This is a genomic window from Dyadobacter diqingensis, assembly GCF_024220585.1.
Taxonomy (GTDB): Bacteria; Bacteroidota; Bacteroidia; order Cytophagales; family Spirosomataceae; genus Dyadobacter; species Dyadobacter diqingensis.
In genome coordinates this window covers 255536-275118 of the sequence record NZ_JAMXKF010000010.1, presented here as the reverse complement: position 1 = coordinate 275118, position 19583 = coordinate 255536, and the positions used below count along the sequence as shown (strand labels likewise).

15 protein-coding genes are annotated in these 19583 nt (G+C 43.5%); 7 read left to right on the top strand and 8 right to left on the bottom strand.

What is annotated here, in order from left to right; all coding sequences use genetic code 11:
- Window positions 1-7 precede the first annotated feature (7 nt).
- Window positions 8-1423, top strand: a complete 1416-nt coding sequence (locus M1L62_RS24380; RefSeq protein ID WP_254562260.1) for a TolC family protein — start codon at window positions 8-10, stop codon at window positions 1421-1423.
- 244 nt (window positions 1424-1667) lie between these two features.
- On the opposite strand, the gene M1L62_RS24375 is transcribed toward M1L62_RS24380, so the two are convergent.
- The 5 genes from M1L62_RS24375 to M1L62_RS24355 all read right to left on the bottom strand — a co-directional run bounded on the left by M1L62_RS24375 (window position 1668) and on the right by M1L62_RS24355 (window position 10581).
- Entirely contained in the window at window positions 1668-5468 is a 3801-nt protein-coding gene (locus M1L62_RS24375) for a metallophosphoesterase (protein WP_254562259.1), read from the bottom strand.
- A gap of 183 nt (window positions 5469-5651) precedes the next feature.
- A complete protein-coding gene (locus M1L62_RS24370; protein ID WP_254562258.1) occupies window positions 5652-6512 on the bottom strand; it encodes an SdiA-regulated domain-containing protein in 861 nt (286 codons plus the stop codon).
- 39 nt (window positions 6513-6551) lie between these two features.
- Entirely contained in the window at window positions 6552-8576 is a 2025-nt protein-coding gene (gene ppk1 / locus M1L62_RS24365; protein WP_254562257.1) for a polyphosphate kinase 1, read from the bottom strand.
- Window positions 8577-8588: 12 nt separating this feature from the next.
- Entirely contained in the window at window positions 8589-9839 is a 1251-nt protein-coding gene (locus M1L62_RS24360; protein ID WP_254562256.1) for a Pycsar system effector family protein, read from the bottom strand.
- Between the two features lie 211 nt (window positions 9840-10050).
- Window positions 10051-10581, bottom strand: a complete 531-nt coding sequence (locus M1L62_RS24355; RefSeq protein ID WP_254562255.1) for a YceI family protein — start codon at window positions 10579-10581, stop codon at window positions 10051-10053.
- 402 nt (window positions 10582-10983) lie between these two features.
- Between M1L62_RS24355 and M1L62_RS24350 the strand changes: the two genes are divergently transcribed.
- From M1L62_RS24350 to M1L62_RS24330, 5 genes are all read left to right on the top strand, one after another.
- Window positions 10984-11538, top strand: coding sequence for a YfbU family protein (locus M1L62_RS24350; RefSeq protein ID WP_254562254.1), 555 nt, complete (start codon window positions 10984-10986; stop codon window positions 11536-11538).
- 1101 nt (window positions 11539-12639) lie between these two features.
- Complete coding sequence (locus M1L62_RS24345; protein WP_254562253.1) at window positions 12640-12942, top strand: hypothetical protein; 303 nt, start codon at window positions 12640-12642, stop codon at window positions 12940-12942.
- Window positions 12942-13223: a hypothetical protein gene (locus tag M1L62_RS24340; protein ID WP_254562252.1), complete on the top strand. Its 282-nt coding sequence runs from the start codon at window positions 12942-12944 to the stop codon at window positions 13221-13223. Before M1L62_RS24345 ends, M1L62_RS24340 begins: the two co-directional genes overlap by 1 nt.
- A 3-nt stretch (window positions 13224-13226) precedes the next feature.
- Complete coding sequence (locus tag M1L62_RS24335; protein WP_254562251.1) at window positions 13227-14816, top strand: PepSY-associated TM helix domain-containing protein; 1590 nt, start codon at window positions 13227-13229, stop codon at window positions 14814-14816.
- A gap of 158 nt (window positions 14817-14974) precedes the next feature.
- Window positions 14975-16300, top strand: coding sequence for an MATE family efflux transporter (locus M1L62_RS24330; protein ID WP_254562250.1), 1326 nt, complete (start codon window positions 14975-14977; stop codon window positions 16298-16300).
- Window positions 16301-16358: 58 nt separating this feature from the next.
- Here the strand turns inward: M1L62_RS24330 and M1L62_RS24325 are convergent, their stop codons facing one another.
- Window positions 16359-16943, bottom strand: a complete 585-nt coding sequence (locus tag M1L62_RS24325) for a TetR/AcrR family transcriptional regulator (protein ID WP_254562249.1) — start codon at window positions 16941-16943, stop codon at window positions 16359-16361.
- 110 nt (window positions 16944-17053) lie between these two features.
- Window positions 17054-17776 (bottom strand): IclR family transcriptional regulator, encoded by a 723-nt coding sequence (locus M1L62_RS24320; protein WP_254562248.1) that lies wholly within the window; start codon window positions 17774-17776, stop codon window positions 17054-17056.
- Between the two features lie 211 nt (window positions 17777-17987).
- On the opposite strand from M1L62_RS24320, the gene M1L62_RS24315 reads away from it, so the two are divergent.
- Window positions 17988-18938, top strand: a complete 951-nt coding sequence (locus M1L62_RS24315) for an aldo/keto reductase (RefSeq protein WP_254562247.1) — start codon at window positions 17988-17990, stop codon at window positions 18936-18938.
- Window positions 18939-18997: 59 nt separating this feature from the next.
- Here the strand turns inward: M1L62_RS24315 and M1L62_RS24310 are convergent, their stop codons facing one another.
- Window positions 18998-19537 carry a DUF4269 domain-containing protein gene (locus tag M1L62_RS24310; RefSeq protein WP_254562246.1) on the bottom strand — a complete coding sequence of 180 codons (540 nt, stop codon included), beginning with the start codon at window positions 19535-19537 and terminating at the stop codon, window positions 18998-19000.
- Window positions 19538-19583: the final 46 nt, after the last annotated feature.

Genomic DNA, 19583 nt, shown 5'->3' with positions numbered 1-19583 from the left:
CTACAATATGAAAAAGTACATAAACAGAATCTCATTTCTCGTGTTGCTTACGGCGCTCGCCGCTTGTAAGATCTCGAAAAACGTAGAAACGCCAAAAGCGGCATTGCCTGAAACTTTCAGGAATGCCGCCGCCACAACGGACACAGCCAGTATCGCTGATTTGCCTCTGGACAGTTTTTTCACGGACGCTTCTCTGCAAAAGTTGCTGGACAGTGCCATTGCGAAAAACTATGATATGCAGGTTGCGCTTAAAAATATTGAAGCGTCACAGTTGTTGTTCAAACAAACCAAATGGGCATATTTACCCGATGCCCGTTTACAGATCAGCGCCGGCTCAAACCGTCCTTCGGACAATAGTTTGAATGGATTAAGTGCCAGCTCTTTTCTGAAAACAACACATATTGAAGATTTCACCACCAGTGTGGGATTATCCTGGGAAGCTGATATATGGGGCAAAATCCGTAACAGAAACGGACGTGCGCTGGCAGAATATCTGCAAACGATCGAAGCAAAAAATGCCATCCAGACCAATCTCGTCGCAGCGGTTTCACAGGGTTTTTATAACCTGTTGATGTTGGATGCACAGCTTTCGATAGCCGAAAAAAATCTGGCGCTGAATGACAGCACTTTGCGGATTTTCGGTTTGCAATTCACCTCGGGACAAGTTACCTCTCTGGCTATCCAGCAAGCAGAAGCGCAAAGACTGAATGCTGCAAAACTGATTCCGGAACTGCAACAAAATATCACGTTACAGGAAAATGCGTTAAGCATTCTTGCGGGTGAACTGCCGGGTAGAACTGAACGGAACCTTCAGATTGATCAGGTAAAATTCCCTGAGACCTTGACAACCGGCGTGCCAACGACGATATTAAACCGGAGACCTGATATCCGCAGATCTGAACTCGCGCTCGATGTAGCCAACGCCAATGTAGGTATCGCCAAAGCGAACATGTATCCCGCCCTGACAATCACTGCTTCGGGCGGTATCAATTCTCTTAAAGCCTCAAACTGGTTCAACATCCCGGCGTCTCTTTTCGGGGCAGCCGCGGGTGGTTTAACACAGCCATTGTTTCAGCGCAACCAGTTGAAAACACAATACGAGGTTTCGAAAGTAGAACGCGAAAGAACCGTCATCGAATTCCGGCAGTCCGTGTTGTATGCCGTCGGTGAAGTTTCGGATGCTTTGGTAAAAATCGAGAAACTTAAAGAGCAGCAAGCAATTGCAGCGACGCGTGTAAAAATACTGGAACAGGCCATAGCGAACTCCAATTTGCTTTTCCAAAGCGGCCTTGCCAATTATCTTGAAGTAATCACGGCTCAAAGCAACGTTCTTCAAAGTGAACTGGAACTCGTCGCCATCAAACGCGCCCAACTAGCCGCCAATGTTGACCTATACCGGTCACTCGGCGGAGGCTGGAAATGAGAAATGAAGAATGAAGAATAAAAGACGAGCCGGGGAAGTACTTCCTCGGCTCGTCTTTTATTGTTGTTAGTTTTATTCAAAACCCAGTTCAACTAAATCATAAATCCCTCATTTAAAACTCAAAGAAGAAGAAAAGAAAAAAACTCCACACAACTCCTTTCCCCACTCCCATAACTCTGCGTTTAAAAAACCGAGCAGCGAAACTCCTTCCCAAACATCTCATACCTCTGCGTTAAAACAAAAGCTAGAACCAGAAACCTAACCTCAGCATAATCCGCGGGGATTCCTCGGTTTTTTCTTTCGGAAAAAATGCGCCCAGAGAAAGCGTTACAATATCAACCGGAGCGAACCAGACTCCGCCACCATAGTCATAATGCCATTTGTCGGACGGATATTCTTTAAGCCAGACACGGCCATAATCAAAACCGGCAAACACCCCGAATGTGAAAGGCAATGTTTCATTATAGCTGCTGTTGATCTTCACTCGTAAATCAGTGCTGTGCCACAAGCTGCTTTTCCCATAGAAACGTTGTGTACGATACCCTCTCAAACCCTGGCTGTCCTGATTTCCACCCAACGTAGGCATCTGGAAAAATTCATACCCTGAACCAAAATTCAATCCCGTTCCAATTTGAGAAGCCACAACAAAACGCTCCTTCTTATCCAGGCTCTTGTAAAATGCAATTTGTGCACGCAGGCTTGTAAAATTCTTGTCTTCCTTTAAATTTTTCACCCAGCCCAGATCCGTATGAAAACGGATTCCGGCATGTGGAGAGAAAATATTATCGACGTTGTTAAAGTCAAACATCGCCTGAGCACCGCTGAAATACTTGGTTTTGAAAATATCATTTTTATTCAGGTCATCGTCCCCGACCGTGATATAACGGCCAGCAGTTGGCTGAATCTTCGAAATTTCAAGCAATGGACCGATCGCAACAGACCCATTAGTCCCGAACCGCTTTTTTATTGCCGGATAAATATGGATCGCTTTTTGACGAACGCGGTAATAATTCGGGTCATCGACCGGGCGCTCACTTTCATTTCCCAGGCCAGCATAATTGAAGGCATAGGCAGGGCCGTGATAATAGGCATCCAGATAAAAGTCAAATTTCCTGAAGGCATTGATAAAATCACCTGTGTAATTCAGTTTCAGCGCTTTCGTTCCAAAAGAATAACTACCGCCAATCCTTTGCAATGATGCATATGGTTCTTTCTTGAAACCGTAACGGATCATGGTCAGGCTGCCACCGATCAAAAATCCGTCATCCGGGTTATAACCAATAATCGGAATCGGCATATTGATGTTATAGTCACTACCGGTTCCTCGTCTGTCATAAATGTTGTAACGGTACAATCCGGTCCGTTTGTCGTTTGTCTCATTACCTTCTACAACTTTATTCTCGGACAAATCATCATAAACGATCGTCTTTTTCCCACCCGTTTCAACCAGCGAACTGTCCGCGAAAGTATCCTTACCGGTTCCACCGATCAGCCTTACCTTTATACCCTTTCTCGATGAACCTTTTGTTATAAATTCGTCATTATCGCCGTTTCCGTACAGGTTTATCGTTTTCGTCGTTTTGTGGTCAAAAGTACGCTGATAATTAAGTCTGCGCAGTTCTCCTTTTTTTGAGATTTCGTGTATTGTGACACGCGTGTGATCATTATCGATGCGTTCAATTTCAAATCTCTCGCGCTCCTCAGTCCCCAAAATATCAACAGATTTACTCACGAAAGCATAATGTTCCCGGGCGATTTTTTGCAGGTTATCACGTCGCGCCTTGATACTTTTAATCAGCGATGGCGCCGATAATTCACGCGCCTTAGCTGGCCAGGAAACAAAAGCGTTTTCAATCACCTGATCCGTCAGGTTTGCCCGAATGAAGTTAACCTGTTTCTGCCATTCCTCCCAACTTAACTCCGTCAGGAACGTCCGGTCAAAAAGACGTGCACTCCAGCTCGTCCATTTGATGCTTTTAATTTCCGGCTGATAAGTCTGAAGTTGTCTTAAAAAAGGCATCGTAGTCAGCTTCGCAATCGAGGTAAACAAACCATCGTACCGGGAAAAAGCCTGGTCGCGGTCGCGGGGAATCGGTCGGTAAAGCGTCGTTCCATCCTCCTGTTTTGTGGATGACCATGTCCACTGATCATCGTGACGATCCCAGTCGCCAATGATAAAATCCAGCAAACGGGTTCGCAAAGCCCACGCCTCATCAACCTTGTATTTGCCATCTTTTAATATATTTTCCATCAGGTCCGGCGTGCCGACAATCTTGTCCGCATTCCCAAAATACGCGTCATTTTTCCACCTTTTCCCGTCAGGACGCTCTTCAAACAGACTCATACTTCCACCAAAAATCGGGTTAAAAACACCCAATGCAGGCTGAGCGGGTACATAAAACAATTTCGGATTGGTATGGTATACCTGAATCGCATCGGCTAACGGAGGGATAGCGAGCGGTGCAAACGGATGTGTCGACAGAAAGTTATCTTCTGCAATATACTTCGCGGCAGTCATTTTGTTAAATGGAAACGGCAGCAACCGGCTCACATCCTTCGTCATCCCGCGAAGCACATATTCCTTCCCCGATGCATCTCTCACCCGCAGTGAGTTCGTCTGGTTACCGCCACCCTGCTTAACCGGCGTTAATCCACCGTGATAGGTTGTCAGATCCAAAACCGGGAAAGGATATTTTTCCTGATAAAGTACGCGGTTATGCGCCCCGAAAAAGAAGTTATGTCCACGATTCACTTTCTTCACTTCGGTTGCCAAAATAGGCTTATCCGTCGAGTCTTTGTGTAAATTATATTCGGTAAAAACAGGCTGAATTTCATCCTTTGCCACCGGAAGTTTCTCCTTGATCTTTTTCTGAAAAACCATCTCGGCCCTGGTTCCATCAGAAGCTACCTCCCAAAACTGAACCCAGGTTTCACCACCTTCATAAAAAGCGAGCGTGCTGTATCCCAAAGCTGCCGAAGCAAACTGAGAGCCCTTTCCCAGTTTGACCGGGCCGGTTTTAGAGCCGCTGCCGCTGACAATAAACTGCTGCCTTTCACTTTCGATGAGCTGTAAGGTATTTTCATGGCCGCTGGCAAAAATAAAACTGCCATTCTTACGCACACCAGCCATCATACCTGCTTTGAGATCCTTGTAGTATTGGTTCGAAACATCTTGTTTCGGACCGATACTGCTCCTGAACAAGGCGGCAATACTGCCAATAACAGGTAATGGGATGTACAAATTCGGGCTGACTGTTGTCAAAGGAAAAAGATGCTGTTTCGCCGTAAAATTGCCACCATGCTCGCCATAAGTGTAGGGCGGATGATGCAGCGCTATCACGACATTTTTGTTTTTGTATTTACGAACAAGGTTCTCAAAAACAAACTTAAAGGTAGCTCTGTTTTTAACATCGCAGCCATCGTTGATCGTCGGTTCCTTATCCCAGTCTGTCAGCCACCATTGCGAATCCACCACCAGCACCACCAGCTGATCGTTTAGCTCGACCACTTCCGGTCCCGAGCAGCCGTCGTCAGGCAGGAAATAATTTTCAAACTCCTCCTTGTCTGTTTTCCCACGGCGGTTATTCAGGTAATTTTCAATGTAATTTTCTTCCCGCTTCAATCCTTTAAGTCCCCAGCCGCGCCAGTCGTGGTTTCCGGGTAAAAAAATCGGTCGCCCTTTAAAGTCATCCAATGTTTGCAACTGAGCATTGATACGGTACTCGGCGTCCTGCCTCAGTAATGAATCTTCCTTCGGAGGCATGCCATTTTCATAAATATTATCGCCCAGAAACAAGACAGAGCTATTCTTAGACTCGGCCGTCAGTCTGGATTTGAGGTATTTAAGTACCGGCGACTGATTGCCCGGAGAATCATTCCCGGCATTTCCAATCAGGTACATGGTATGTGTCGGCTGAGACCCCTTGTCCGGGCCTGACAACTTCCAATCCACGTCTTTGGCATACTGGTTTTTCTTGTAAGTAGCGCAGGATGAAGCCAATACAAGTCCGGTTATCCCGATGAGAAGATGTAGTTTTGTTTTCATATAAAACCTTTATTAAATACGGGAAATCGTATAATTCCTATCAATGAAACGGCACGCCCTTCCTTATATCCCTGCACAGGCACAAAGTATAAATGAAAAGAAAAACGGTACAACGCTTATTTTAATCGGATGTGATCTATTTTCTGACCATCTCCTGCCCTAACCGGGCTGATTCATCAGAGCTTACTTTATCAATCTCTTAAATTTCAGGATATTGCCATCCATTGTTTCATCTCCTTCGTTGGAAATAAACAGGTTCCCAAGTTTATCGAATGCGATGCCTTCGGGCTGGTTAAAATTATTGCTGCTGAGCGGATACACCTGTTTGGGTTTCCAGTTTTTATCGGCAACAACAAGTAGTTTATTGATGCTGGACAAAATAAACCAGTCACCGGTTACCGGATTTTTCGCCAGAGCAGAAGGCTGAAACCCTTTTTTTATTTTTCCTGCAATCGCCTTTATCGCGTCTACACTCAAAGTAAAATCGCCAGTTTTCTGGATAGAACTTCCCGCGCTCAAAATATAACCGGAAACATTTTTACCGGGAATATCTCCCGCACAGCTTTTGCACAAAACGTAAATTTTTCCGGAAACTTCGTCTCCAAACATTCCCTCATACTCGCCTTTTGGCAATAATCCCCTATGCTCTTTTGTTTTCGCTGTCTGCGCCAACTGTGTATCTGCGAACGGAAATGAAAACAGACTACCGTTACTTTTCAAAACCACCACCTGATCTTTCACAATCGTGATATCTTCAAAATCGCCCTTTCCGGCAAACTTTGTAAACTTATGTGCCTGATTTTTCCAGGACAAATGAAATACCTTTCCCTCTTCATCCTGCACGGCATAAAAGACATCACTTTTACCTTTGTTAAAAGCGATTCCTGATATCTCCTTCAAACTTTCAGGCATGTTAAAAACCTCCGGTTTGCTTAAATCATATTCCTTTACAGCCAAAGTTTCTTTCTCCGCCGGATTACACCCCATACCTAGAAGCATAAAAGCGGAGAAAACAAGTGAGAAAGTATATTTTTTGCTAGTCATAATCTTATTGTGCTAATTATAAAGACAAGTTTGTCTGTTTTAACTATTTTGATGCGATAAAAGTTTATAAATCGCCTCCTGCGACCGGATTTGTTCCCCTTCTTCACTTTTCAGCGGAACGTTATTCAGGTTTTTGTCTATCAGAACAGCCTGGACGGTATCGTTCCATTGCAGTGCAAACAAACTGATCATCTGCTTTCTGAGCTGTTCATTGTAAATCGGAAAGCAGACTTCAATTCTCCGGTAAATGTTCCGGTTCATCCAGTCGGCTGACCCCATGTATACATCATCTTTTCCGTTGTTGTGAAAAATAAAAATACGGCCATGTTCCAGATACCGGTCTACGATTCTTTTGATAACGATATTTTCACTTTGGCCCGGAATCCCCGGCACCAGCCGGCAAATACTTCGCACGATCAGATTTATTTTCACCCCGGCATTGGAGGCATCGTACAGTTTGGTGATCAGTACCTCTTCTTCCAGATTATTCATTTTAATAGTGATAGCGGCCGGAAGTCCCGTCTTGGCGTTTTCTATTTCACGGTCGATCATTTCCAGAAAACGCGTCTGTAAATTGAACTGTGCCACCAGTAAATGCTGAAAATGAATCTGTTGGGTAGCCCGGCTTTTCCGCTTTCTCAGAAAATCAAACAGACTTTCCATTTCCGCCAACATCGGCTGATAAGCCGTCAGTAAGATATGATCCGTGTAAAAACGTGCCGTGCTCTCGTTTAGGTTACCGGTTGCGAGAAGTCCCAGATAAGGAGCGCTTTGATTTTTTCTTTTTACCAGAGCAATTTTGGCATGAACTTTCAGCAGGTTGCTGCTATAAATAATTTTGACACCGGCTGCTTTCATTTTTTGCGCCCAGCGGATGTTATTGGCTTCATCAAAACGAGCTTTCAGCTCCACGAGCACCGATACCTTTTTGCCGTTTTTTGCTGCGCTGATCAAGGCATAACCGATCCTCGAATCACTGGCAACACGGTACATTGTCGTATAAATCCGTTCGACCGAGCTGTCAATAGCCGCCTCGTTGAAAAACCGGATAATCGTGTCATACGACTGATAAGGTGCATGCACAATCCTGTCTTCCTTCTCAACGGCCCTGAATAAAGTCTCCGGCATTTCCGATGCTGTTAAACTCTGTGCAGCCGGCCATGGTTCGTACGAGAGCGAAGCATTGGAAACAGGCAGCTGAGCAAGATCTTTCAGATTATGGTGTTTTCCGCCCTCCACGACGGAAGCCTTCTGGAGGTTGAAAATCTGGATCATGTCCTGCAAGTGCCGAAGCGGCATGCCCGGTTCATATAAAAAGCGCGTGGCGAATCCGAAATCCCTTTTGCGAAGCTGCTTTTCTATTTTTTTTGCAAGATCTCCGTATTCATCACGGAGGTCAAGCTCTGCATCTCTGGTTATTTTAATATTATATGCACCAACGATGGTCGCGGCTGGGAACAAATGATGTAAATTCTGACGGATGATATCTTCCAGAAAGACAATGTAATCCCCGTCATCCTGTTTTATCTTGAAAAAACGGGGGAGATTATTGGTAGGAATATTGACGAGAAACAGTTGCTCATCACTGGAAGCATACTGTACCACCACTGCCTGATAAAGCTGGTTGTTTTCAATAAAAAAATCAGTATTTCCCTTGATCAGAACGGGCTGTAAAAAACCGGCAACCTGTGTAAAAAAGTAATAGTTTGTTTCTGCTTTTAACTTTTCCGGAATGCTGTCATTATAAACAAGTTTGAAACAATAACGCGTTAGTCCCGGCAACACTGCCTTATTAAAAATGGCACCGAATGCTTCCTGCTGACGATTGATAATCTCGACCGCTTTGCGATACACCGTAAGTCCGCCTTTATCCTTGTCCATTTTTTTCAACGCCAGCAACGCCGGCATCCTGACACGGTAAAATTCGTCCAGATTTGAAGAATATATCGACAGAAATTTGATCCGTTCACTCAACGGCACGGAGTCCTTTCCGGCCTCTTCCAAAACCCGTTCGTTGAAAGAAAGCCAGCTGATATCCCGGTCCGCAAAGAAATAAGCACTCATTTAATGATATGGTTAAGAACTGAAAAAGATTGAGCTAATAACAAAGGCAATAACCGAAGAGACAATCCCGAACATGAAAACATTATAACCAGTACGTAAAAGCCGGTATTTTTTACCCAGCACAACGCCCTGAGAATACACATCCTTTGTAAGACTGCCATATAAAAAATCTCTGTCATTCATCATTTCCTGCATTCCGGACGCATAATCTTCATAATTCATCCTGTAAAAATTACCAAAGAAGAGCAGATTGACCTTTTTGTTATCCAGGTCCTCTTGTGTAAAGGTGCCATATGGAACAGAAGGGCGCGTTGCCAGAATCGAAAAAACCATGGTGGTCACACAAACGGTCAGCAGCATCAGGGTGGGAATGATCAGGTTCGAATTGTCTTCAAGCTTGCGGAGCAAGATACTGAGCAAAACCGATATGATGATCGAATTGGTTGTTATCATAATATTAGCTTTGTTATCTGCCATATCACTCAGTCGCTGGTGATTCCCGGAACTGATCCGAAACATCGTTTCAATCCCTTTATCCGGCCTGTCACTCTTTGGCTTTTTAATTTTCTGAATCTCCGGCTCTTCTAGTTTATCCTGCACTTCCGGTTCTGATTTTGGTTTCGGTAAGGGCACTGCTGCCACTACATTTGACAAAACCTGCCCCTCCTTTTTTGCTTTTTTCTTTAATTTTTCCAGATTCTCCTGCTTTTTACTGTCCAGTAAATCCCGGCAATAGTCCGTGTGATAACGATGCGATTCCAGAAAGGAGATATTCTTTAAACGCCACTCGTTTTTATCAATTTTGATGTTCAGCGTCTCCTCCCGTTCCTTTCGAAGCAATTTGTTAAAATCCGCAAAATCATCTGTTCCCAAATGATAAAGATCGGCATCGCAAAGAATTTCTTCCATCAGATTTTCAGGCGTTTGCGGCATCCGGGTAGCTAATATGCAATGCGCTATCGCTGTGATGGTATCCTCATCAACTTTTAAATCTCTCAGAAATCCGGCAGCAACATCCGCCCCTCTTTGCTCGTGGGCCGCAGCACCACCTGAGTAATAACCGCAGTCGTGAAACCAGGCGGCCGCTATGACGGTAAAAAAATCCTTATCTTCTAATTTATAGTGCCTGGCCATGGCAGAGGCGTTCATAACCACCCGCTCTGTATGTCTGAGATTGTGGAAAGGGCGTTCGTCGGCGTGTTTTCCGTTATCCTTTGACCTTACAAAACTCTCTGCCTGCTCTAATAAAAAAGAATAATTCATTTCCCGGGAATTTGATTAAAAGTTATCGCTGTTCATTGTTGTGGTGTTTCATCCTGATAATCACTAGTTTCGGATTAATTTTCAAAATAGTAAATGTCCATACGTGCGAAACGGAACCACCCTGTTATGGTGATTCCTTCCTGAATGTCACTTTATCTATTGCAAAAACAACTCAAAATTCCATCTGAACATGCTACTAAAATACAGCTTATCACTGTCTAATCAATTGTATTTCGCCTGAAAATTTAACTTTATCATCAACCACAACGCTACCTGCTTCGGTTACAGCGTTCCAGGTCAAACCAAAATCTGCCCTGCTGATTTTCCCTTTTATCGAAAAACCTGCTTTGGTCTGTCCATAAGGATCCACGGCAATACCGCCGAATTCCACCTTCACCTTAACCGGATGCGTGACACCTTTGACCGTTAATTCGCCTTTCAGCTTGCTTTCATCGTCTTCGACATGAATACCGGTACCGACAAACCGGATTGATCCGTGTTCTTCGGCATTAAAAAAATCAGCTGATTTAAGGTGCGCATCACGCTGATCATTTTTCGTGTCAATAGAGTCGATATCGGCAGTAAAAACGATGCCCGAAGTCTTTGTAAAATCATCCTCTTCGGTGATCACTTCCAGGTCAAATTTCCTGAAATACCCTGTGACCGTACTTATCATCAAATGTTTAACCTTAAATGAAATTTCGCTGTGCGCCGGATCAAGTATCCATTTTGTCTGTGCCATCGTCAGAATCTGATTAATTGAATAAGAAACAATGTTTTTCAAAAAACAACTGAGCAAACTTATCCCAAAAGGCCGGTCAAAAAAATGTCAATACACAGGCATTTGTTGTACATATACATGCCCACTGGCATAATCCCGGGGCAAACGATGCGGACAAAAATTAAACGCTGACTGATATACGTAAATTTTCTTTAAGCCAACTGTTTACTTATTCCTTTTTTTGAAATGTGTGAAACACTTTTGCGTAAAGTTCTCATCAGCAAAACAGAAAAATAAATTGTCAACTTTATCAGTAAAATTGACAATTTAACGTTTGGCATGTACATTTCAGCAGTTTTGAGATTCGTCCTTTCACGATGCATATCAGAAAATACTGAGCATAAAAAATAACACAGATTCCCAATGAACTCCGAAAAATTTAACAACATTATTCCTGAAACCCTCTCGCTTGTGGAGCGGCAATTACTTATAAACCAATGCAAAATTCTATCCGTATTTGGAGACGCCAAGGAGAAATCTCTGTACGAACGGCGTATTGAAATTCTGGAAAAAGGGTATACCGGGCTCTATCAAAAGGTTTTCAATACGTTATACGAAGAGGTACCTATCTGTGTCTATGAAGAAGTTGAATCTATTCTTGGCATGTATAACCGTATCAATGATTCGATCCGGCTGCTCGATGACTGCGATAAAGAAGTGCTTGACCTGGCAAGCCTTGAATTTGAGGGTTTCGATGCCGGCAACGGTATGCACTATTATATGATGTCGTATCTGGTCGACAGAATGGATGAGCACCTGGAATACAAAGGACGCGAGTTGAAATCGCATAAATCGACATCGCTGGCGAAGTATAATAAAATGCTTACTATAAACAATGAATTTGAATCCCTGAAAAAAGACCGTTATTCTGTAACAGACCTGCAAAAATTTATTGACGCGGTCAGCACAGCGATTTAAAATGGAGATTTATATCATTTCGCGACATTTTTGGCTAAAACTGCATCTGTCGGACTAAAAAAATTGTAGCATTCCGTCTTGTAATTTTTTCAACAAAGCCGACTTCAAAGCTTTTGAAAATATTTTTGAACAATTTAATGTTTGCCGACTTCATGAACGCAAACACAGACAACGCGATCTGCTTCAAAACATATTAAAAGGTGACTAAAACGGGCGAAATTGCCGAAGGGACAGTCAATTAAAAATATAAAAAAAGAAAACCGGCTGCTAAAAAGAAAACTAAAAGTTTAGTGGAAAGAATATAAATTTTCAAAGCTTCGATTTTCCTAAATTTATTTGGACAACTTTTCTTAGCCTGTTTCTACAAAAAAAACTGGTGATTCTGCAAAAATATATTAGCTTTGTGTCTGAAAACCAGTTAAATGGTTCTCATAACGTTGAGTAAAATCAGACATCCCCAGGTTATACCTACGGGATGTTTTTTTATGACCTTATCCAAACCGGTTAATAAATTTTTCAAAAAAGTTATCGAATGACAGTTTACAAATTTGATGGATTTGTAACTAATAGTATATGAACTAAATATAAAACCTGAAAAACAGATTTCCTACTGCTTTCCTTCTGAAAATTAATTTGTAATGTTCGAAAAATCTCCCAAAACCATCAATGAATGACTATCTTTTTGAAGTCGTTTCCGGTGCGTTTTACAAACCATTCATTCTTTGCAATCGGGCTTTTCTTCAATTCTGAAATTAGCCAAACGGCACAAGCGACCGTAAAAACAACAAGAATCATAAAAAAATAAGGTCCTATCACATCGGAATATCTAAGTATCTGCTCCATAACGATTTACAGTTAAGTTCTTAATCAGGTTTACAGTTGTATTTAAATAACCGTACCATGGTTACATTTAAACGCACAGACCTAGAAAACAGCGAATACATTAATTATCAGAAAGATAACAGCAACAATATGTGGATTTAACTTCACATATCGGAAAACTTACCTGGTATCACCCTTAAAATGAGGTAGTAAAAATAATTATCAGTACCACTATTTGGATTGAGCCTAAATAAAAATAATATTTGCAAAAATATTGTTATGATCTCCTGTTATCTATTTCTCTTGGGCTGTTATCTGTATTATACCAGATCCAAATACTTTCCTGGTACATTATCCGGATATAAACCTGCCGCGCCCGACTGGTTATGGATCCCATTATGCGCCATAGCCACCGGGCTGTTTGTCTATCACGAAGGCTGGGCAAGCGGACTTTTGCTTTCACTCTGCGCCTGTTCGGCAGCACTGATGCTTATCCAGTTCACAGCGGTTTTAGGAAAAAAATATTTTTACGGCATGGCTTTGCTGGCACACGGTTTGGTTTTACTCGAAATTTTAAGATAATGCCTGCAAAAAAAGAATATTTAACAACCCGCAGCCAGCGTGCTTTAAAAATTTCGGCAGGAATCCTTGGCGGGTATTTTCTCACAGCCGCTTTACATCTATTCGTTGCTGCGCTTTTTCCGTTTCGTAACGAGGTATTACTGACCGCCACTTTCTCCTTTTTTATTCTCTGGGTAACATTGATGATCCTGGCTTTCCTGTCCCGAAATGGCTGGAAAATCTGGGGAATATACCTGTTGAGCAGTTTATTATTTACGGGTATCGTTTACTTTATCAGATAGATCATGAAATTAAAAGGATTGGGTAACCGGGCGTACAATATCATGTTCCACACCCATACGGTTTCGGGAATTGTCATCAGCTTTGCCTTGTACGTGATTTTCTTTGCCGGCGCTTTTACGCTCTTCAAAGACGAGTTTTATCAATGGCAGAATCCGGAGGCACGGATTCCGCTTGTTAAAACGATCGACTACGACGCGGTTTTCCGGGAGATAAAAATCAAGAACCCCGATTTTCAACTCGATAAAGATGTATTCGTCACAATTCCATCCAAGGAAAACCCGCTTGCTACCATCGGTGGCAGGGTGGTAAAAAAGGGAGGCAAGCCGGAATACACGAGTTATACCTATAACCCGGTCAGTAAAAAACTTCGATCAAATACGCCCTATTCCACCACCATTGGCGAAACTTTGTATCGGCTGCATTTTCTGGATCAGTTACCCGTTTTAGGACGATATCTTGCCGGATTTGTTGCCTTGTTTTTCCTTTTTGCAACCGCTACGGGCATCATGATCCATTGGCGCAATATCCTCAGCAAATTTTACGGCTTTTCCATAAAAGGATCATGGAAGCAGGTCTGGACCAACGCGCACACCGTTTTTGGATTAATCGGCCTCCCGTTTCAGCTGATGTATGCAATCACCGGGGCATTTTATCTGTTAACCATTCTCATCCTTTTACCGGCCGTTTTGATGCTTTACGATGGCGATCAGCAAAAAGTTTTTGCCATGATCCGTCCGAGCGAGGGACTCAAATTTGACGAAAAATCTCCTGTCACCGACAAAAACATCCCAATTCTTAACATCGTATCAAAACTTGAAACGGAAAATCCGGGTTATCACCTGACCATTTTAAGTCTCGACAACTGGGGAAAAGAAGATGGTGTGCTGACAACAAGAATTGTTGATGATACGCGGTTCACAGGAGACGGATTAATTTCTGTTCAGCTGAAAGATGGCAAGAAAGTGGTAGAAGTTATTCCGGGCAGCAAGAAATATGTCGAATCTGTTCTCGATGGGATCGGTCGGGTTCATTTCGCCAGGTTTGGCGGATTACTGCTAAAAGCCGTATACTTTATCCTTGCGCTTTTTACGTGTTTTGTCATCATCAGCGGTGTTCTGTTATGGAAAGAAGCACGAAATAAAAAGACCTACACAGCGCAGCAGAAACGCTTTCATCACCGAGTAACGATGTGGTATCTGGCCATTTGTTTCGGATTATTTCCGGCCGTTGCCATACTTTTCAATGCCGAATTACTCGTTCCTTTTGAAATTCCAAAACATTCGTTCTGGGTCAATACCACTTTTTTTGGTTCATGGCTTATACTGATCATCATCGGTTTACTGCCAAAATCTGAAATCCGGATGACAAAAATATTTCTGATCCTGACCTGTATTTTTTCTACTCTTGTTCCAATTACCAACGGAATAACCACCGGCGACTGGCTTTGGATCATGCTGGCAAAGGAAAATTATTTCGTCGCCGGCACCGATATCTTCTGGCTCTTTACCGGGATAATTACATTTTTTTTGTCTTTTACCGTAAAGAATAAATCCACTGTAATTCCCCGGAAAATGGTAGAAGAAATTGTTTAAAATCAAGATTTCAGTAAAACATTCGCCCATGCCAAAAACTGCGCAATTTTCTGAATAGCAGAGCATAGGATCATGTTTCAATTACTTTCCGATTCTCTGCCCGGCTTACTTCAAACTTCCATAACTTTGCAGCTTTTTAAGAGTGGATTGCAATAGCTATGAAAAGTGAAGCTTCAAAAACAATACGTCTGGCATTACCTATCATCATAGGGGAACTTGCCCAAATGGCGCTGCACCTGATTGACACCGCCATGGTGGGGGCCATAAGTTACAAACAACTGGCCGCTGCGGCGCTGGTTGTTAACACAATGAACATACCGTTTGTGATCGGGATCGGCATGACGATTTCGGTTTCCCAGATGGTTTCCCTGGCACACGGGAAGCGTGACGGCCAGCTGGTTTCCCATTATTTGTTCAATGGATTTTGTCTCTGTGCGCTCACGGCACTTATTATTTCATTGACGCTGGTTTTCGGAAAAAATGTTCTTTTTCACCTGGGGCAGGATCCCGAGGTGGTAACACTCGCTCTGCCGTTTATGCAGCTGATGGGCTTGTCGATCATTCCGATGTTGTTGTTCATGACCCTGAAACAATTTACCGATGGGCTGGAATTTACGAAAACAGCCATGATACTTTCACTGGCCGGGATGCCGGTGAATATCCTGTTAAACTGGCTTCTGATTTATGGAAACTGGGGCTTTCCGCGACTGGAACTGATCGGCGCCGGCTGGGCTACCCTGATTACCCGTTCGCTGATTTTCATCGCACTGGCGATTACGATTTTAAAACATAAAACATTCAGTAAATATATCGCTGTAAGCAAAAACCAGTGGAAACTGCGGAGCAAAACGCTGGGAGAATTGCTCCATATCGGCATTCCAAGCAGCCTTCAGATTGGTATGGAAGCAGGGGCCTTTGCCGTCTCAGGTATCATTATCGGAACCATCGGGGCCGTGGCACAGGCGGCGCACCAGATTGCGTTAAGCAGTGCTTCCTTTACTTTCATGGTTTCGATGGGGCTCGCACAGGCAGGATCAATCCGGGTTAGTAACGCTTTCGGGCAGTCAAACTGGCCAAAAATTTCGACCATCGGTAAAAGTACCATGGTTACCGCTTTGATCTATGGAATTTTCTGTGCGATTGGTTTTGCGGTATTCCGCCATCAGCTGCCGAAAGCATTTAACGACAACCCTCAGGTACTTGAAATGGCTGGTCTGCTTTTGCTTTTCGCAGCCGTTTTCCAGATTTCGGACAGTACACAGGCAATAAGTGCCGGGCTTTTGCGTGGTATCAAAGATGTCAAAGTACCCACCATTCTGATTGCCATTGCCTACTGGGTTATCGGCCTGCCAACCGGATATGTGCTCGCTTTCCACTTCGGAATGGGCGCTTCGGGCATCTGGCTGGGCCTGATCATCGGACTTACACTGGCCTCTGTGTTTTTAATAAACCGTTTCCTGAAAATGGCCAGACGGAATAACTAGCCAGGAATCAAATTCAAACAATTGTGACCGCCAAGTCACGATTGTTTGAATATTCCTCCTAAGGTTCCAGAACCGACAGGGTTATCCTGATCGTCTCATCCACTACTTTTTTATCTGGCTGCGATTTGCCGTAAGTTTTCAGTCCCCATAAGCTGTTGACCAAAAAAGCCGCATATGCACTCGCAGGCTGCCGGTCTGATACCTGACCATTCTCCTGCCCTCTTTGCAGTGCCCGGCAAAATCCATCTTCCATCGCAAGCCTGCCTTCCTTGATAATGTCCGCAATTTCGTCGTCGTGCGGCGCGAGTTCAATTCCTGAATTTACAATAAAGCAGCCCATGCCCAATTTTGCACCGAGACAATCCCGCACCGAAGCCTGAAATATATTCCGGATCACTTTTTTTACATCTGCCGCCTCATCCAGCAACGTGATCATCCCGCCTGTTTCCCGCACACGATAGCGTTTCAGCGACCGGATGAAAAGGGTCCTTTTATCACCATAGGTATCATACAAACTCGAACGGCTAAGCCCCAGACCATCCACTATTTCCTGCGCAGAGATTCCATTATAACCCTTGTGCCAAAACAGATCAACCGCTTTATCAAGCACCTGATCTTCATTAAATTCCTTTGTCCTTGCCATAAAACATTTGTTGTTTTTCCAATGAAACCAACCAGCCATACGCTCGTCCGTTCACAATTTTCGCGTCTCAAACTTTATAACCGGTTAACCCGTAGCCCGTGATTCCGAGGCTAAACCTGCTTAACCGAATATTTTTCCAGCTGCGAGAGCAACTCCTTCATTTTTTTAAGACTTGTACTAATCTCATTTTCTCCAAACCTGTAAGCGGGCCCTGAAACACATACTACCGCCACCACCTTACGCTGATGAAAAACGGGCACGGCTACACAGTTAAGGTCTTCTTCATACTGGCCCAAATCCGTTGCAAAGCCATTTTCCTTGATCTGTTTTGTTTCCTGTTTCAATTTCTGGTTGAAATTTTCATCATTAAACTTCGTCAGGCTCGTCTGCAAGTGATCGGAATACGACAGAAAAACCTTCCCGATTGCCGTTGTCGTCATTTCGTACTCTTTCCCGAGTTCCAGGGAAATCCGCACGGAGCGATTGGGTTCGCATTTAAGCTCGTGCCTGAAATAAGAACCCATCTGAATCGCCAGATAGGACGTTTCTTTTGTAAACTCGGTGATGCTTTCAAGCACGGGACGCAATTCCTTTTTGATTTGAAAAAGCGATACATCCGGAGAATACAAACACTGAAACTTGTAGGTAATACGATAACGCGGAGTTAATTCATCTTGTTCAATATATCCCAATTCTTTCAGCGTATTCAGGAAATTATGTACCGTTGTTTTCTTCAATCCTACCGCGTCGGCGATGTCGTTAAGCCTTACAAAATTTCCGTTGAAAGCAATATATTCCAGGATTTCAAAAGCCCGGCTGATGGATTGTATCATAAAGTTCAGCAATAATGAACAAATTGACAATAGTTGTCCGTAATCATTTATTAAGTTCAAAACTAATGTAAGTTTGGGGGAGTTACAAATAAGATGGTCAGCTGGAATCTTGCGCGGTCGGTGCCGGCCAGACATATTACCTGACTGATCGCCCCAACGGTGAAGTGGCATAAAGATTTAAGCATAAAAACGACAATGAAAATTTAAAAATATGGAAAAGAGAAAATTAGGTGACTCCGCTATTGAAATTGCTCCTCTGGTTTTTGGCGGCAACGTTTTTGGCTGGACAACCGACGACGCGATGACGTTCAGATTACTGGATGCATTCACGGATGCCGGTTTTGACGCAGTGGACACGGCGGATGTTTATTCGGCCTGGATCCCGGGCAACAGTGGCGGAGAATCTGAAACAGCGATTGGGAAATGGTTTAAGAAGAGCGGAAAACGCGACAAGATTATCCTCGCCACGAAAGTTGGTGCCGAGTTGAGCGCCGACAAAAAAGGCTTATCCAAAAAATACATTATTGCAGCTGCCGAGGCTTCATTGAAAAGACTTCAAACCGATTACATCGATCTGTATCAGTCGCATTACGATGATCCCCTGACACCGATCACTGAAACGCTTGAGGCCTATGACCAGCTCGTAAAAGAAGGAAAAGTACGCATCACAGGCGCATCCAACTTTGCGATAAGTCGTCTGGAAGAATCGATCAAGATAAGTCAGCAGGAAAAACTTGCCGTATATCAGACCTTCCAGCCCGAATTCAATTTGTTTGACCGTGAGGATTTTGAAACCAATGTCGCCCCGTTTACTACGGCAAATAACGTCAGCGTGATCAGCTATTTTTCGCTGGCCAGCGGATTTCTTTCAGGAAAATACAGATCAAAAGATGATTTACAGGGCAGTAAAAGGAGTGGCATGGTTGAAAAATATTTAACGTCCAGAGGTTTCAGTATCCTGAAAACACTGGACGAAATTGCCGCCGAATATCACAGCACCCCTGCCACCATATCGCTTGCCTGGCTTATTGCCCACCCTGCTGTGACAGCACCGATAGCAAGCGCTACGAGCCCGGAACAATTAAAACAACTGACCGACGCTGCGACGATAAAACTGAGCGAGGAGGCAATTGAAAAACTGAACAAGGCAAGTATCTGGTAACCATCCACTATGCAACAGTCAAACGTCCGCAGGTTGGTTTCCTATGCCGGGCGTTTGGTTTATCTGTTGTTTATCTGAGCTTCGTACTTCAAAAGTTCAAGATACGGATCGCCTGAAAGGTGCAGAAGTTTGGCAAAAGCCGGTTCGGTTTTGTATCCCTTCCGTTTCAACGCGATCACTTCCGCGCGGAATTTTTCTCCATACTGGTTCAGCAGCGCGTTTTCGATAATCATGTGCCTGTATCCCGGCTGTTGTCGGGAAGGTACCTGCTGCCCGAATACTTCAATTTCAAAATCCGAAGCTGTAAAGCGGACGAGAATAGTTTCCACATCATTGATCGTTTTTTTACTGACCACAAAATCCGGAAAAACATCAAAATTGCGTCTTAGTTCCTCGACAAACAAATCAGCATTTTCATAACAGCAAATGATATCAAGATCACTGTTTTCTATGTCAATCGCTATGGGAATGGTGCCAACCAGAATCGGGTCAAAAGATTTCAGATGATCGAAAATATGAATTCTCTTCAATGTTTTATAAGCAGCCTGCTGTTTCGCATTGCCTTTTTTCAGATAGGAAATATTGATAAAATCGTTCATGTCGCTGGCCGGGAGAAAGTCCTTACTATCATTCAAGCGACCGAAA

Coding starts and splice junctions, on each gene's coding strand:
- M1L62_RS24380 (WP_254562260.1), top strand. CDS start 8: ATGAAAAAGTACATAAACAGAATCTCATTTCTCGTGTTGCTTACGGCG.
- M1L62_RS24375 (WP_254562259.1), bottom strand. CDS start 5,468: ATGAAAACAAAACTACATCTTCTCATCGGGATAACCGGACTTGTATTG.
- M1L62_RS24370 (WP_254562258.1), bottom strand. CDS start 6,512: ATGACTAGCAAAAAATATACTTTCTCACTTGTTTTCTCCGCTTTTATG.
- ppk1 (WP_254562257.1), bottom strand. CDS start 8,576: ATGAGTGCTTATTTCTTTGCGGACCGGGATATCAGCTGGCTTTCTTTC.
- M1L62_RS24360 (WP_254562256.1), bottom strand. CDS start 9,839: ATGAATTATTCTTTTTTATTAGAGCAGGCAGAGAGTTTTGTAAGGTCA.
- M1L62_RS24355 (WP_254562255.1), bottom strand. CDS start 10,581: ATGGCACAGACAAAATGGATACTTGATCCGGCGCACAGCGAAATTTCA.
- M1L62_RS24350 (WP_254562254.1), top strand. CDS start 10,984: ATGAACTCCGAAAAATTTAACAACATTATTCCTGAAACCCTCTCGCTT.
- M1L62_RS24345 (WP_254562253.1), top strand. CDS start 12,640: ATGATCTCCTGTTATCTATTTCTCTTGGGCTGTTATCTGTATTATACC.
- M1L62_RS24340 (WP_254562252.1), top strand. CDS start 12,942: ATGCCTGCAAAAAAAGAATATTTAACAACCCGCAGCCAGCGTGCTTTA.
- M1L62_RS24335 (WP_254562251.1), top strand. CDS start 13,227: ATGAAATTAAAAGGATTGGGTAACCGGGCGTACAATATCATGTTCCAC.
- M1L62_RS24330 (WP_254562250.1), top strand. CDS start 14,975: ATGAAAAGTGAAGCTTCAAAAACAATACGTCTGGCATTACCTATCATC.
- M1L62_RS24325 (WP_254562249.1), bottom strand. CDS start 16,943: ATGGCAAGGACAAAGGAATTTAATGAAGATCAGGTGCTTGATAAAGCG.
- M1L62_RS24320 (WP_254562248.1), bottom strand. CDS start 17,776: ATGATACAATCCATCAGCCGGGCTTTTGAAATCCTGGAATATATTGCT.
- M1L62_RS24315 (WP_254562247.1), top strand. CDS start 17,988: ATGGAAAAGAGAAAATTAGGTGACTCCGCTATTGAAATTGCTCCTCTG.
- M1L62_RS24310 (WP_254562246.1), bottom strand. CDS start 19,537: ATGAACGATTTTATCAATATTTCCTATCTGAAAAAAGGCAATGCGAAA.